A 15138-nucleotide genomic window follows, 5' to 3' on the forward strand; every position below is an offset into this window, starting at 1 on the left:
CACCATGCCCGCCCGCGACAGCCCACCCGAATCCGAACAGCGCATCCAGGAAGCCGCCGCGGCCTGGTTCGCACGCCTGCGCGGCGACCGGGTGGACGCCGCCGAGCGGGCCCGGTTCGAGGCCTGGCTGGCCGCCGACCCGGCCCACCGCCGGGAATACGAAGTGTTCGAGCGCCTGTGGCAGGACGCCGGCCGCCTGCAGACGCGCAAGAGCCGCGCGCCCGTCCGCGCCGCCGGCCTGGTGGCGGTGCTCGGCCTGTGTGCCTGGCTGGTCTCGCTGGTTCCCGGCGGCGGCGAACTGGTCGACGCCGATACCCGCCGCCACCTGCGCCTGGCCGACGGCAGCGAGTTGGACGTCGCGCCGCGCACCCGGGTGCGTATCGACTTCGCTGACGACCGGCGGGCGCTGGTGCTGGAAACCGGCGAGATCGCCCTGAACGTCGCCGCCGATCCGCTACGGCCGCTCGAGGTGCGCGCGGCGGCCGGCGTCATCCGCGACATCGGCACGCGTTTCGACGTGCGGCGAGACGGTGAGCGCGTGCACGTGGCGGTCGCCGAAGGGCGGGTGGAAATCCGCCTGCCGGGCGCCGGCAGCGAGTCGCGGCGCCGCCTGCACGCGGGCCAGGCGGCCGACTTCGGCGCCGACGTCATCTCCCCCGTGCAACCGGTCGCGGCCGCCGCCGCGCTGGCTTGGACCCAGGGCCGCCTGGTCGTCAACGCCGAGCCGCTGGCCGACGTGGTCGCCGCCCTGAACCGCTACCGCCGCACCCCGATCGGACTCGACGATCCGGAACTGGCGCGCCGGCGCGTCAGCGGCGTGTTCCTGATCGACGACGAAAGCGCGGCATTGCATGCCTTGGCGGCGGTGGCGCCGATCCGTTTCGTGACCGAGGCCGGCCGCGTACACGCCAGGCGGATCGAGACGCGGCCCTGACCGGACGCCCGTTCAGCCCGGTTGTCCGACCAGGGCGCCGCGCTCGGTGATCAGGTCCCAGACGTGGGGGGCCGCCTGCTTAATGTGGCCCAGGGCACTGTCGGCGCTGATCAGGCAGGGCACCCGGGCGCCGTGGTAGTCGGCTTCCGGGCCGATCTGCTCGAACAACACCCCGAAGCGGGCCAGCAGACGCTTGAGCGCCGGCTCCATGACCGCATAGCTGTGCCGGATGCCGTGCGCGTGGACCATGCGCATCACCGCGGCGAACAGGCCGAGCGACAGGTGCGGCAAGACGCGGCGCTCGTCTTCCTGGAAATAACGCTCGATGTCGTCGGCGACCCCGGCCAGGGTACCGGCCTCGCCGGCCCGCTTCTTGAACGCCTTGGATACGGCGAAACGGGATATCTCGGCCAGGCGGCCACGGGCGGCCGCCCCGAGCACCGGCCGGTCCAGCTCGCAGTGCCATTCGATGGGGAACAGGCTACAGGCATCTTCCGGGTGCGGCAGGATGAGACGGGCGGTGGCGGCGTAGAGGCCGCTGGCGCGGTGACGGAGGAGGAAGTGGTCGGCCCGGCGGTCGAAGCTGTCCTCTTCCCAGAAATAAGGCAGGCCGTCGGCCCCGATGGCCTGCCGGCAATGCTCCGAGCGCTCGAAACCGGTCTCCACGACGTAGACCTGGTAACGCAGGCGGTAGACCTCCATGCGCAATCCGTCGTCGTCGGCGTGCACCAGTTCGAAATAACGGTCGAGGGCGGCAATGAGGTCGTTCGGCATAGACGGACCATAACGCAAACGTTTAGCTTAGACGAGGGCACCGGAAGCGCCAACGCCGCGGGCAAAAAAAACGGCCGGAATTCCGGCCGTTTCAGGTCGCATGACGACGCTCAGTCGGGATCCACCGCCAGGCCGGCCGTGCTGTTGAAGCCGGAATCGACGTAGGTGATCTCGCCGGTCATGCCGGAGGACAGGTCGGAGAGCAGGAAGGCCCCCACGTTGCCCACTTCCTCGATGGTGACGTTGCGGCGCAACGGCGAGTGCTTCTCGCCCCAGGCCAGCAGCTTGTTGAAGTCGGCGATGCCCGAGGCGGCCAGGGTCTTGATCGGACCGGCCGAGAGGCCGTTGACCCGGATGCCCCTGGGGCCGAGCGCGGCGGCCAGGTAGTAGACGCTGCTCTCCAGGCTGGCCTTGGCCAGACCCATGACGTTGTAGTGCGGCACCGAGCGCACCGCGCCCAGGTAGGACATGGTCAGCAGCGAGGCGTTGCGGCCTGCCATCATCGGCATTGCGGCCTTGGCCAGGGCGGTGAAGGAATAGCTGGAGATGTCGTGGGCGATACGGAAGTATTCCCGGTTGATGTTTTCCAGATAGTCGCCGGCCAACGCCTGCTTCGGCACGAAGGCGATGGAGTGGACGATGCCGTCCAGCCCGTCCCAGTGCTGGCCCAAATCCTGGAACAGCTTGTCGATCTGCTCGTCGCTCGACACGTCGCAGTCGAAGCAGAGGCTGGAGCCGAAGTCCTTCTGGGCCATTTCCATAACCCGGTCCCTGACCCGCTCGCCCTGGTAGCTGAAGGCCAGTTCGGCACCCTCGCGCCTGCACGCCTCGGCGACCCCGTAGGCGATGGAACGGTTACTGATCAGCCCGGTAATAAGTATCTTCTTGCCGGAGAGAAAGCCCACTTTTCGATTCCTTCCTGCGTTAGTCAGTCAAAGTCCGGCGATTATACCCATATCGGGCATGTTCATATCGTCCGCGCCGGGGCCAGCGGGTCCGCCCCCAGCGTCCCGCGCAGGCTGTCCAGGTAGGCGGCGCTGCCGACGTGGTCCAGGTGGGCCCGGGTGGCCGCCAGGCGTTCGGGGATGCCGAAGCGGGCGACCAGGTCCTGATGGCCGGGACGCGCCGCGTAGGCCTCCAGGTAGGCGACGTGGCGCTGCCAAAGGGCGACGTCGCGGGCCTGCTTGACCTCCAGGCGCTCCTGGTACCAGTCCGCAGCGAGCAGGGCTTCGCGGGTGAACAAGGCCCGGATGTCGGGATGGTGGGCATTCTTGCCCTCGTACTGGCCGCTCGCCATGATATGCAGCAGGGCCCGGAGCGGCGGGCAGGCCTCGGCGAGGCTGCCGTCGTCCAGATAGCGCTGGGCGACCCGCTGCTGGGCCTCGACGATGTTGTCGACGCCATCGACGAACACTGCCATATCCTGCTTCTCGGGGCGCAGGATGGCCTCCGGCATGACCGCCATCGGGGTGTCGAATATCTTGCCCAGGAAGCCGTGCACGAAACGCTCGGTGATCCGGTAGCCGAGCCGGCTGGCCTGCACCGTGCGGCCCTGGTATTCGAAGTCCTCCATCTTTTCCAGGTAGCCGTGCTCGATCAGCCAGCGCGGCTCGCGTTGCTCGGCGGTCAGGCGCGACCATATCTCCGGCACCAGGAGGCTGATGTCGTGGTTGACCCGGACCTTGGGGCCGATCCAGCCGGCGGCGGTCGAATAGCCGGCATAGCCGGTCAGGATGTAGGAGACCAGGGCGTTGTTGAGGTCCGCGGTCGGCCGCAGGGCGTTGAACGGGCCCTTGGTGAGGGCGCCTTCGGAACCGGCGCCGGTGGTGGAGGGCGACTTGCCGGTCAGGCTGCACACGAAGTCCATGAACAGCTCGGGCAATTCCTGGTAATGGATCGGGTTGTACACCGCCAGGGGCCGGATGCCCGGCTCGGGCGGGTTGTTGCGGCGCCCGACCAGCACGGCGTTGACCGGTTCGCAGACCGGCTCGCCGAGGGCTACCTTGCGGTGGAAGCGGGCACCGATCTCGGCGACATAGCGGCGCACGGGGTCGGCCAGGTCGGGCCTGAGCTGCAGATAGCGGGGATTCTTGCTCGGCTTGCCGTCGACCAAGCGCGGGTGGGCCGACGACACCACGTAACCGTGGCCGGTGTCGTAGGACTCCTTGAGGATGTCCCGCATGGGCCGGGTGTAGCGGCCGAAGCCGACCTCGTCCTCGACGATCTCGTCGAGGACGACGCCGGCGAGCGGTTCGAAGTTGGCCAGGAAGTTGTCCCGGCGCGCCATGTCGGCCTCGGCCTGCTTGTCATAGCCGCGGTGGATAGCGTCGTCGGGGCGCTGGAACAGGCGCCGCTCGCAGTTCTTGACCAGCTTCACCGACGGTTCGTGGCTGAGCGGGGAACGGTTGCCCAGGCAGTCGGTGGGGACCACCACGCTGGCCGAGATGTCGTCCTCCATCTGCACCTTCTCGGCGGCGATGAAGTCCTGGCGCATCTTGAATACGCGCCAGGCGCCGTTTTCCTCGAAACCGACGCGCAGGTAGGAACCGACCAGCTTGCGGTCGCCCAGCTTGAGCTCGTGGCCGGGCTGGCCGTTGATGAAGTCGACGGAGAGCTGGCGCCGCCAGTCGGCACCCCATTCCGGCCGGTACATGCGCTTGATCACGAAGGCCAGCGCCAGGATGCGGTCGGGGATGGACTCCAGCCAGGCGTTGTAGGCCTCGTTGTAGACCGGCGACGGCGTCAGCAGCTTGATCACCGAACCCAGGCTGCGCTCCGGGTTGAGCGGCTGCCGGTCCGGCCCGCGGTCCTCCTGCTCGAAGCCCGGCTTGAAACGGCCGCGATAATCGTGCTCGAAGATCGCCGCGACCTGGTCGAGGTCCTTTTCCAGGTTGGAGACGAACAAGGAGCCATAGATCACGGCGTCGTTGAGCGACTTCGATATCTCCGACTTGCCGCCGCCCGACACGGTGCACGGCTTGTGGCAGAAGGTGCCCTCCGGATCGGTGCCGACCAGGCGCCAGGACGGCGCGCCCGGATGCTTGAGCATCTCGACCTTGTAGCCGTTCGGCTGGACGTAGATCTTGCCCGGCCGGAGCTTGATGGAACGGGCATCGGCACCGTCGTACCAGCTGATGGTCTGGCTGGGCAGATCCATGCGCACGGCCTGGGGCACGTAGACGACCTCCGGATAGCGCTTGTCGATGCCGTAGCCTTCCGGCTGCAGGTCCATCAGGCTGCCGTAGCGCTCGACCATGTCGGCGAAGTTGTAGCCTTCCGGGCGGGTACGGCTGTCGACGCCGTACTCCTCGCCATGGTTGTGGCAGGGGAAGGCGAGGGCGCCGCCGGAATGTTCTTCCTCGGCCAGGCCGAACAGGTTGGCGGCATAGCTGATCTGGGTCTTGACCTCTTTCTTGCAGTAGCCGTAGTAGTTGTCGGCGATCAGGGTGACGATGACGCCGCGCTCGTCGCGCGCGGTGACCTTGAAGGCGGCCCCTTCGTTGTACAGCTCGCCCTCGTCCCGCCAGCACATGCCGTCGCGGCGCTGGCCCTCGCTGGCCTGGTCCCAGTGCGGCAGGCCGAGTTCCTTTTTGGTGAAGCGGTTCAGGTGCGGCGCCAGGATCACGCAGCCGGTATGGCCGGTCCAGTGCTCGACGTCGAGGCCGGCGTCGCTGGAAGACAGGAACGGATTGCCGCCATTGCCGAAGATGCTCTCGACGAAGTCCAGGTTGCTGACCAGGCTGCCGGGCGCGAAGAAGCGCACCTCCATGGTCTTTTCGGCCTCGCGCCCGGGGATTTCCGGGCAGACCACCGGCCGCAGGAGCAGGGAGACGAACAGCTTCGCCTCTTCGGGCTGGCCGTGGGTGTACGGAATGGTCAGCAGATGATCCGGCGGGTTGAGCGCCTCGCCCAGCAAGCGGGCGAACACCGCGCGCGGCACCGCCTTCTTGTCGCCCGGGATGGCCAGACCGCCCTCGGCGACGTGGAAGGAGCCCTTGGTCGTGCGCCGGTCGGAGGCCGGGTTGTGCAGTACGCCGTTGCGGATGCGGTAGCTGCTGACGTAGTCGTTGCGGAACACGTCGCCGTTGTGCGGCAGCGAAATCTCCCGTGCCATGCCCTCGCGATCCAGGTTCAGGGTGTTCTCGGGCAGCCGCGGCACGGCGTCCGCGGCGGCGTCCCCCAGATAGCCGTCCAGGAAGTCCTGGATGCGGCGGTCGGGCGGACACAGGTAGCCCGCCAGCAGGCGGCTTTTCTCGCGGTAGCTCTTGAGCAGGTTCTCCGCCACCGCCAGAAAGGCGTGGTCGCGGCCATCCTGGCAGGGCGGCTGACCCGATGCGGCGAGTTTCAGATTGATGTACATCTGAATGCTCTCGCGCGCCTCGTCCGCCATCGGGCCTCGAATGTCTAGACTGAACTGCTGCATGAAATTCATGGTCTTGCCTCGCCGCATCACGCGCCTGGAGAAACTCGTGTATTTTAGCAGCGACTTCGCCATACCTCCCGCAAGCCCCCGTTGACACCATGGACAAGGACGTCGATTGCCGCTACATGACCGAGGCCCTCGAACTCGCACGCGAGGCCTGGCGGCTCGGCGAGGTGCCGGTCGGCGCCGTGGTGGTGCAGGACGGCAAGGTGGTCGGCCGCGGCTTCAACCACCCCATCGCGGCGCATGACCCAACCGGCCACGCCGAGATCATGGCGCTGCGCGATGCCGCCCGCAGCCTGGGCAACTACCGCCTGCCGGGCTGCACCCTGTACGTCACCATCGAACCCTGTGCGATGTGCGCCGGGGCGATCTTCCACGCCCGCGTCGCCCGGGTCGTCTACGGCGCGCGCGAACCCAAGACCGGCGCCGCCGGCAGCGTCGTGGACCTATTCGCCGAAGAACGCCTGAATCACCATGCCGAAGTGGTCGGCGGGATCATGGCGGAAGACTGCGGTGGCCTCGTATCCGCCTTCTTCGCCGCCAAGCGCCAAGCTCGCCGGGAGGCGGCACCGCCATGAGGATCGTCGTCAACCTGGCCGAACAGCGCCTCGAACTGTTCGACGACGCCGGCGCACCCGTGCGCACCTGGCCGGTCTCGACGGCGGCCAACGGCGCGGGCGAGACGAGCGGCAGCGGCTGCACCCCGCGCGGCCGGCATGTCGTCCGGGCCAAGATCGGCGGCGGCATGCCCGTGAACACCGTGTTCACCGGACGCCGGCCGACCGGGGAAACCTACCGCCCGGAACTGGGTGCGGCGGAACCGGAGCGCGACTGGATACTCAGCCGCATACTCTGGCTGTCCGGCAGCGAACCCGGCCACAACCGGCTGGGCGCCAACGACACCATGCGCCGCTACATCTATATACACGGCACCCCGGACGAGCGCTTCGTCCAGGAGCCGCGCTCGCACGGCTGCATCCGCATGCGCAACGCCGACCTGCTGGAACTGTTCGACCTCGTACCGGCCTACACGCCGGTCGAAATCCGCGAGGCCTAGCGCCCTTTCAGGAGGACGACCACCGCACCGTCGCCGCCGTCCGCCGGCCGTGCGCTGACGAAGGCGAGCACCTCGTCGCGTTGGGTCAGCCAGTGGCGGACATGGTGCTTGAGCACCGGCTCGCGGTTCGGCGACCGGAGTCCCTTGCCGTGGATGATGCGCACGCAGCGGCCGCCGCGGCGCTTGCACTCGTGCAGGAATTCCGCCAACTCGTGCTTGGCCTCGACCTTGGTCAGGCCGTGCAGGTCCAGTTCGGCCTGGATGTGCCACTCGCCGCGGCGCAGCCGGCGCAGGGTCTGGCGCGACAGCCCGGGACGGACGTAGGAGGTGTCGCGGTCCTGTTCCGAATCCTCGTCCCAGTGCGCCGGGTCGCGCATCGATTCCAGGATCACCTCGCGCTCGTCCCGGAACAGGCTGAGCGGCAACGGCGGTAGACGGGGCGCGGCGTGGACGACGCGGCCATGCGGCGAGATGGGCTCGACCCCCGCCATCTCGGTCATGAATGCCTGCGCGTCGTCCTCCGCATGGCCGGGAGGAGGGGGCTTCCCTCCGGTTTTCATGGTGTTACGCGACCATCCTACTTCTGGCTGTCAAGGTAACGCTCGGCGTCCAGGGCGGCCTGGCAGCCGGACGCCGCGCTGGTGATGGCCTGCTTGTACATCATGTCCTGAACGTCACCGGCGGCGAAGATCCCGGGGATGCTGGTCTGCTGCGCGTTACCGTGGCGGCCACCCTGGGTGACGATGTAGCCGTGATCGAGCTCCAGTTGGCCGGTGAACAGGTCGGTATTCGGCTTGTGGCCGATCGCGACGAAGATGCCGGCGACGGTGACGTCCTTGCTGGCGCCGCTCTGGGCATTCTTCAGGCGCATCCCGGTGACGCCGCTGTTGTCGCCCAAGACTTCATCCAGAACACTATTCAATTCAAGAACGATCTTGCCTTCCTTAACCTTCTCCATGAGGTGATCGACCATGATCTTCTCGGCCTTGAAGCTGTCGCGGCGATGCACCAGGGTCACCTTGGCGGCGATATTGGCCAGATAGATCGCTTCCTCGACCGCGGTGTTGCCGCCGCCGATCACCGCGACTTCCTGGTTCTTGTAGAAGAACCCGTCGCAGGTCGCACAGCCGGAGACCCCGCGGCCCATGAACTTCTGTTCCGAGTCCAGGCCGAGGTACATGGCCGAGGCGCCGGTGGCGATGATGAGGGCGTCGCAGGTATAGCTGCCGGAATCGCCGACCAGCGTGAACGGACGTTCGGTCAGCTTGGCGGTGTGGATATGGTCGAAGATGATCTCGGTGCCGAAGCGCTCGGCATGCTGCTGGAAGCGGGTCATCAGGTCCGGCCCCATGACGCCGTTGACATCGGCCGGCCAGTTGTCGACCTCGGTGGTGGTCATCAGCTGGCCACCTTGCTGCAGGCCGGTGATCATGACCGGCTTCAGGTTCGCCCGTGCGGCGTAGACGGCGGCCGTGTAGCCGGCGGGGCCGGAACCGAGGATCAACAGGGGGCTGTGCTTGGTAGACATATTTGCTCCGACTTGGGGTTGTGGTGGTAGGGCAACGTGTTCGATATGGGGCGTTATTTTAGCAACTCAACCCGGACTGGCAGACCCGCTTTGATAATTTAACATAATATACATTAGACGACTTGCTAAGGTGGTGAAGCGATGTGGCACGAAAGCTGGATGGTGACGACAACTCCCAAGGGTTAACGCCGATGGCAACAAGCTTTAGGGGGTTCATGTGGTCATTTTTAGTGTCGTAGGAACAAAAGGCGGGATCGGGAAAACGACCCTAACCGCCAATCTCAGTGCGCTCACCGCGGACATGGGTTTGCGCGTCCTCATGGTCGATGCCGACATCCAGGCATCCCTGACCAAGTATTTCCAACTCCGGAGCGATCCCCGAGACGGTCTGACCTCGGTCATCCTGAACGGCCGCGTCGCCGAAACCGCGATCACGCCCACCATGTGGGACCGCCTGGACATCATCGTATGCGATGCCCCACGGCGGAAGTTCGCAGGCATCGAAACCACCGACCTGGAACAGTTCATCCAAGGCCGTATCGATGCGCCTATGATCCTGCGACGCGCACTGCGCTCACCCATGATCGAGGACCACTACGACTTGGTGTTCGTGGATACCCCGGGCGCCCAGGGGCCGTTGCTCTACACAGCGGCATTGGCCGCTCACCGCCTGATCTCGCCGATCATGCCCGAAACGCCCAGTGCGCGGGAGTTCCGGGTCGGCACCATCGAATTGCTCCAGAAACTCGATGAGGCCCAGGCCCTGGGCATCTCGCCGGGGCCGTTGACCGCGGTGCTCAACCGGGTCGGGCATACCAACGATGCCCGCCAGATCACCGACGAGATCCGGACCAGCTACCTGGACATGAAGGGGCTGGTCACCGTGGCCGAGACCATTATCCCGGCCTCGGTCGCCTACAACGAGGCGGCGACGGCGCAACTCCCCGTGCACCGTCTCAAGCGCCGTGACCGGGTATCTCCCTTCGATACCATGCATGAGCTGGTCTGGGAGATGATCCCCTCCTTGCGCGGCGTCTACGCCGGCGGATACTCAGAAGACGGGGGTGAGTGATGGCCACCGGCAAAGATCGCCTCCCCGCCTCCGTCAGCATCGAAGAGCTGGCGCGTCGCCGGAAGATGAAGCAGAACGCTCAACCCGCCGGCACCAAATCCATGGATGAGGCCGATGTCGCGCTGATGCGACAGTCGCTGAACGTGGTGGTACCCGACAACCAGCATCAGTTGAACGCGGACAGCGAAACGCAAATCCAGATTCCCGTGATGGATATCATCCCGTATGACCTCAACCCACGGAAAGCGGAGAACGAACGCTACGACGACATCAAGGATTCGATCAGAACCCTGAAGCGGCTCAACAGTCCGCTCGTCGTCACGCGGCGGCCAGGCACTACCAAGTACATGGTCGGCAAGGGCGGCAACACCCGGCTGCGCATCCTGCAGGAGTTGTTCGAGGAAACCGGGGATCCGGCCTTCCAGTACACCCTGGCCACCTATGTGCCCTGGGTGTCGGAACTTGCCACCTTCGCCGACCACTGCGCGGAAAACGAGTTGCGCGCGGACACCATCTTCTGGGACAAGGCGCAGGCCTACGCCGTCACCTTCAAGCAGCTGGCCGAGGAGGCCCAGAGTACCACCCTGTCCGCGCGGGCGCTGGAGGTCCGGCTTCGGCAGAGCGGCCTGCCGGTCAGCAAGACCACTCTTAGTTACTACATTTTTGCTGTCAACAACCTCAATGGTCTTGGAAGCGCCTGTAGGCGCCTGACAATCAACAATACCATCGCATGGCAACCGGCCTTCAACGCCTTCGAGCGCCTCCTCAAGCACACCCTGCAGGCCGATTTCTGGCCAGACCTGCGCGACCAGGTACTGCGGAGTGCCGAGCAATCCTGGCTCGCTACCGGCGAACTGGATCCGGCCAAGATCATCGACCAGATCGACCAAGCCGTAGCCCTCAAGCTCGGCGAGGCGGTCGAATTCGTGCGCTTGGCGCGCGACCTCTGCCAGCGGTTCACCGGCGAGGATGTCGCGGGCCTGGTGGCGCAGGCCAGGCTACAGATGAAGCCGTCGGCCCCCTCCTCCGCCAGCAAACCGGCCTCCCCTGCCCCTGCATCTTCCCCCGAAGACGATCCGGAGAGCCCCGCCGGCGATCCGGCCGTGGCCAAGCCGCCCAGGACACGGGCGTCGCCGGCCCACCCGGTCGACGTCGATCCGCTGGCGGCCGTGCAGGAGCTGGCCACCCGCTTCGCCCGGATGTCCGAAGTGGCGGATTGTTTGCACCTCATGGACACCTGGCCGTGTGGCTTCTACATGGAGGTGCCGGAGCGCGACGAGCCGATCGAGCTGAACGAGTTCGGCGCCGACCGCTACCATGGCTGGTGGATGCTGGCCATGCTGTCCGACCAGCTGGACGACACTTGGTCCGAATTGTTGCCCGCCGACTCGACCTGGCGCCAGGCCCAGCGCCAGGAGAACGGCCGTGACGAATACGCACTCCAGCACTATATGGACACCATCCTGGGAATGCCCATTGACCCCCTGACGCTGGGCAAGCGACTGGCGACAGAGATCGATTCGGTGTCGGTCTGGATGGACCTGGTACGGGCGCTTCGCGACCTGCGCGCGCAGGCCCCCGGACGTTTCGGAGGTGGACAATGAATCCCCACCACCGCTTACCCAACATTCACCTTCACCTGCGCCGGCGCGGCGACAGTGCAGATAGCCGCTTGCCCGGCATCCCGATTTACGACAGCCAGTACGTGGCGTCCATCTTGCAGCACATCGCCGATCGCGCCGACGTGGCCGACTTGGAACACCTCGAGGCCCATCTCAGCCCATCCACCCTGAACTTGCTCCGGCAAATTCCTACGCACGAGTTGTTGCGTCTGGCCGAGCAGCGGCCGGCCTTCTGTTCGATCTGCGTTGACGAGCCCATGCTCCACCTGGCCATCAATCGCCTGCGCAGGATCCACGCCGAGCAGGAAGAGACTATGTGGTTCATCCGGCGTGGCGCGCCGGCCGCCGCGATGCTGGAGTTGTTCGGGATCAATGAGATGGAGTACCGCCGCCTGCGCGGCGTTGCCGGCCCGGCAACTCGCCGCGGCCGCACCCCGAAGCTCGACGGTCACCTGGCCGAGGAGGTGCGCCGGTCCTGGAATCGCACGCGGGGCAGTGATGACCTGGCTCAGCGCTTCCACCAGTTGGTAGACAGCTACCCGAACATCCATGTGGCCACCTTGTGGGCCGCCATCAAGGAGATCGCCTCATGAAGAAGCTCAACGGCCACAACCTAAAGCCGCTCCAGGGGCAACGCATGTTGTCCCCGAGCGTCCTGCTGGAACTGTACGACGAGCCGGTGTCCTTTCACCGCTCCTTCGTGGAACTCGGCGGTGGGGTCACGGCCGCCCTCTTCCTGTCCTGCGCCTGTCACGAGGCGTCGCAGCTGCCGCCGGATTCCGATGGCTGGCTGCGCCTAAGCACCGAACAATGGCGCGAGGCCACCTGCTTGTCGAGGACTGAACAAGAAACTGCTCGACGCGCTCTGCGCGACCGCGGCCTGATCGAGGAGCGCCGGGTCGGCATGCCTGCTCGCCTGGAGATCCGCGTCGACGTCGCCAGGCTGGTGGAACTGCTGCAATCCCAGGCAGCCAGGAAATACGAGGGGTTAGAGCAAATTGACTACTCTGCTGGGGCCGGAGGTTAGAACATGGAAGCCATCAAAGCCCTCAAATGGTTAGCCGCCTGGTTAGCCGCTTTCGCGGCATTGCCTGTCTCGGTAGCTCTAATTGATTACCTCGGAGGGTTTGGAGTTGCAGTCGGCTTCTTGATTACAGCCTTTGCCATCATCCGTCTCTACGATCTAAGGTCATCTGCTCGCAATCTGCAGGCCATAAATGCCGCTCTCCCAATGTTGGATTGCGTGGTTGGAGGTCGTCGATTTGTCGGCACCGAATCCGTAGCGATCGCCACGAGGCGGGTGGATAAACTTGACCGTCCAGGCCCACTAATACTTGAGCAGCTTTGTAGGACTAGAGTTGGTCAATGGTTCAAGCTGAGTTTCCAGACAGACAATGGGACAGGGTATCCATTTGGGTTGGCTGTGCAGCCAATCAGCGAGAACGAAGCCAAGAATTGGCTCGAACAGGATCCGGACATCTATCGCCGGTTTTTCGGCGAGCCGGAGATCGCGTAGCAATGTCTCCCACGACAAGCAAAGCAGAAAGGGCCGCCTGACACCATGACAGGGAGCTCCTCCCGTTCCAAGCGGCGCCTGGATCAGATCCACGAGATCACCCTGCTGCTGGGGCAACGGTGTGTCGCCTATCATCCGCGACTGGTGCAGCTAACCGGTCGGGTCACAGCCGGATTGATGCTATCCCAGGCAATCTATTGGACGAAGCGGCTGGCAATGACCGAGCCGGCCAGACTGGGTTGGTTCTGGAAGACGCGCGAGGACTGGCGCAATGAATGCGGGCTGTCCAGACGAGAGCAGGATAGGTCAAGGGTCATCCTGAAGGAGCTTGGGCTCTGGCAAGAGAAGCGGGTCGGCATGCCGGCCAAGGTATGGTATCGAGTTGACCTGGATACGCTGGGACGCCTCCTGGAGCCCAAGCTGTACACCACGTGGGACTGGCGCAATGAACGGGCGATCCTGCAACTGCTCGGGCGCGCCCTCCTCTTCTATCGGCCGCTGTCAGACATCACCGGCGCCGCCACCTCGGCGGTGTTGCTCTCCCACCTCCTGGGACACGAGCGCGGCCGCATCCGGACCGGAGAGATTTTGTCAGGATGGCAGACATACCGGTTCGACGCCCTACGCCATCAAACCGGCCTGAGCCGCCACGAACTGGACGGCGCCAGGCTGCACTTGCGCCAGTCGGCCCTGCTCGACGAACGACGCTCGGGCATGCCACCCAAGGTCGAATGGCAGCTCAGGCTGGATCACCTGATCGGCCTCCTCTCGGCTGGCAACAGCCGACCTGACGCAACCAATGCGGAGCTGCGCCAGCCCGACAACCAGGCTGGAACCCGCATGGTTGACCAATTTTCCGGAAACGCACCATCCAGTTTGCAGGAAACCTGCAAACTAGTTTGCGGGAATCCTGCAAACATGAATGCAGGAAACCTGCAAACTGATTTTCCGGAAACGTACCAACTGGATTTCCGAAATCGTACCAACTGGATTTCCGGAAACGAGCCAACAAGATGGGCGGAAACCGGAAAATCAGATGGGCGGAAATCGGAAAATCTCTATATCTCTATGACTACAGGTATAGGGAATACAACACAAACACCTCCTCCCCCTACCCCCTCCACGATCTCCAAGCCCGGTGAGGCCAGCAACGCTTCTGGGGGGAGTTGGTCCGATAATTTGGTCTGGCCGAGAACCTTGCGGCCCGAGGAGCGGTCCTGGGCCATCAAGGTCTTGGCCGACGTGCCGGAACAAGCCCAGTTGCTTCTGTATGAACTGGCTGGACAGTCCCGCAAGCGGAGCATCGAATCGCCACTGGGCTACATCAACACCCTGGTGAAGGAAGTCAAGACCGGCCGGTTCGTACCGACTGTTGCCTTGAGGGAACAAGCTCGCCAGCAGCGTGAAGCCGAAGACTCTCAGCTGGCGAGCAATCAGCGCGACGCCTGGCTCAAGGAACAAGCTCGCCAGCTGAGAACTGCCGACGCCCCGGGAGCGATCACACGCACTGAAGAGGAGGCCCGCAAGCGCCAGGCGGGCTTAGCGACCTTGCGGGCCTTCATGGCTCAACGCATGGGCCAACGGAGGCCAACATGAGCAAAGGGTTGGACAGGCTGGGAAGCGACGGCAGGGTGTCCAGGGGTTGGACAGGCTGGGAAGCGACGGCGGGTGTCCAGCTACTGGACAGGCTGGGAAGCGACGGCGGGTGTCCAGCTACTGGACAGGCTGGGAAGCGACGGCGGGTGTCCAGCTACTGGACAGGCTGGGAAGCGACGGCAGGTGTCCAAGGGTTGGACAGCCAGGGAAGCGACGGCAGGGTGTCCAGACTCTGGACAGTCCGGGAAGCGACGGCAGGGTGTCCAGCTACTGGACAGGCTGGGAAGCGACGGCGGGTGTCCAGCTACTGGACAGGCTGGGAAGCGACGGCAGGTGTCCAAGGGTTGGACAGCCAGGGAAGCGACGGCAGGGTGTCCAGACTCTGGACAGTCCGGGAAGCGACGGCAGGGTGTCCAGACTCTGGACAGTCCGGGAAGCGACGGCAGGTGTCCAAGGGTTGGACAGCCAGGGAAGCGACGGCAGGGTGTCCAGACTCTGGACAGTCCGGGAAGGAGGTTTGAATTGAGTGCATCCAGGCGGGGCGGTCAGGCCCGGCCGAAGACGGATCGGATGCGGAACACCGCATCAACGCCCGCAATCCGGATTGCGGGGG

Annotated in this window: 14 protein-coding genes; 9 read left to right on the top strand and 5 right to left on the bottom strand. The window is 65.2% G+C overall.

Annotation, left to right across the window (positions count from 1 at the left end; all coding sequences use genetic code 11):
* Positions 1 to 4 precede the first annotated feature (4 nt).
* Positions 5 to 934 (top strand): FecR family protein, encoded by a 930-nt coding sequence (locus EZJ19_RS07650; RefSeq protein WP_131446271.1) that lies wholly within the window; start codon positions 5 to 7, stop codon positions 932 to 934.
* Positions 935 to 946: 12 nt separating this feature from the next.
* On the opposite strand, the gene EZJ19_RS07655 is transcribed toward EZJ19_RS07650, so the two are convergent.
* The 3 genes from EZJ19_RS07655 to EZJ19_RS07665 all read right to left on the bottom strand — a co-directional run bounded on the left by EZJ19_RS07655 (position 947) and on the right by EZJ19_RS07665 (position 6140).
* Positions 947 to 1708, bottom strand: a complete 762-nt coding sequence (locus EZJ19_RS07655) for a PEP-CTERM/exosortase system-associated acyltransferase (RefSeq protein WP_131446273.1) — start codon at positions 1706 to 1708, stop codon at positions 947 to 949.
* Positions 1709 to 1818: 110 nt separating this feature from the next.
* A complete protein-coding gene (gene fabI, locus EZJ19_RS07660; RefSeq protein ID WP_131446275.1) occupies positions 1819 to 2613 on the bottom strand; it encodes an enoyl-ACP reductase FabI in 795 nt (264 codons plus the stop codon).
* A gap of 62 nt (positions 2614 to 2675) precedes the next feature.
* Positions 2676 to 6140: a PPi-type phosphoenolpyruvate carboxykinase family protein gene (locus EZJ19_RS07665; RefSeq protein WP_131446277.1), complete on the bottom strand. Its 3465-nt coding sequence runs from the start codon at positions 6138 to 6140 to the stop codon at positions 2676 to 2678.
* A gap of 89 nt (positions 6141 to 6229) precedes the next feature.
* Here EZJ19_RS07665 and tadA point away from each other — a divergent pair, with 89 nt between their 5' ends.
* Both tadA and EZJ19_RS07675 read left to right on the top strand, forming a co-directional pair.
* Positions 6230 to 6712 (top strand): tRNA adenosine(34) deaminase TadA, encoded by a 483-nt coding sequence (gene tadA, locus EZJ19_RS07670; protein WP_240754699.1) that lies wholly within the window; start codon positions 6230 to 6232, stop codon positions 6710 to 6712.
* Positions 6709 to 7191 (top strand): L,D-transpeptidase, encoded by a 483-nt coding sequence (locus EZJ19_RS07675; protein WP_131446279.1) that lies wholly within the window; start codon positions 6709 to 6711, stop codon positions 7189 to 7191. The genes tadA and EZJ19_RS07675 overlap by 4 nt, the downstream gene beginning before the upstream one ends.
* On the opposite strand, the gene EZJ19_RS07680 is transcribed toward EZJ19_RS07675, so the two are convergent.
* Both EZJ19_RS07680 and trxB read right to left on the bottom strand, forming a co-directional pair.
* The gene (locus EZJ19_RS07680; RefSeq protein WP_240754700.1) at positions 7188 to 7691 is read right to left on the bottom strand and encodes a Smr/MutS family protein; all 504 of its coding nucleotides are present in this window, start codon (positions 7689 to 7691) and stop codon (positions 7188 to 7190) included. The two genes, EZJ19_RS07675 and EZJ19_RS07680, sit on opposite strands and share 4 nt — an antisense overlap.
* Before the next feature lie 77 nt (positions 7692 to 7768).
* A complete protein-coding gene (gene trxB / locus EZJ19_RS07685) occupies positions 7769 to 8719 on the bottom strand; it encodes a thioredoxin-disulfide reductase (RefSeq protein WP_131446283.1) in 951 nt (316 codons plus the stop codon).
* A 217-nt stretch (positions 8720 to 8936) separates the two neighbouring features.
* Between trxB and EZJ19_RS07690 the strand changes: the two genes are divergently transcribed.
* Genes EZJ19_RS07690 through EZJ19_RS07715 form a run of 6 tightly spaced genes read left to right on the top strand, consistent with a single transcriptional unit; the run spans position 8937 to position 14525 of the window.
* Positions 8937 to 9791, top strand: coding sequence for a ParA family protein (locus EZJ19_RS07690; RefSeq protein WP_131446285.1), 855 nt, complete (start codon positions 8937 to 8939; stop codon positions 9789 to 9791).
* Entirely contained in the window at positions 9791 to 11395 is a 1605-nt protein-coding gene (locus tag EZJ19_RS07695) for a hypothetical protein (protein ID WP_131446287.1), read from the top strand. The genes EZJ19_RS07690 and EZJ19_RS07695 overlap by 1 nt, the downstream gene beginning before the upstream one ends.
* Positions 11392 to 12006, top strand: coding sequence for an STY4526/YPO1902 family pathogenicity island replication protein (locus EZJ19_RS07700; RefSeq protein ID WP_131446289.1), 615 nt, complete (start codon positions 11392 to 11394; stop codon positions 12004 to 12006). The genes EZJ19_RS07695 and EZJ19_RS07700 overlap by 4 nt, the downstream gene beginning before the upstream one ends.
* On the top strand, positions 12003 to 12440 hold the full coding sequence (locus EZJ19_RS07705) for a hypothetical protein (RefSeq protein ID WP_131446291.1): 438 nt from the start codon (positions 12003 to 12005) through the stop codon (positions 12438 to 12440). The genes EZJ19_RS07700 and EZJ19_RS07705 overlap by 4 nt, the downstream gene beginning before the upstream one ends.
* A gap of 3 nt (positions 12441 to 12443) precedes the next feature.
* On the top strand, positions 12444 to 12929 hold the full coding sequence (locus EZJ19_RS07710; RefSeq protein ID WP_131446293.1) for a hypothetical protein: 486 nt from the start codon (positions 12444 to 12446) through the stop codon (positions 12927 to 12929).
* Positions 12930 to 12974: 45 nt separating this feature from the next.
* On the top strand, positions 12975 to 14525 hold the full coding sequence (locus EZJ19_RS07715) for a hypothetical protein (RefSeq protein WP_131446295.1): 1551 nt from the start codon (positions 12975 to 12977) through the stop codon (positions 14523 to 14525).
* Positions 14526 to 15138: the final 613 nt, after the last annotated feature.

It is taken from the genome of Parasulfuritortus cantonensis, assembly GCF_004337445.1.
GTDB classification, from domain to species: domain Bacteria; phylum Pseudomonadota; class Gammaproteobacteria; order Burkholderiales; family Thiobacillaceae; genus Parasulfuritortus; species Parasulfuritortus cantonensis.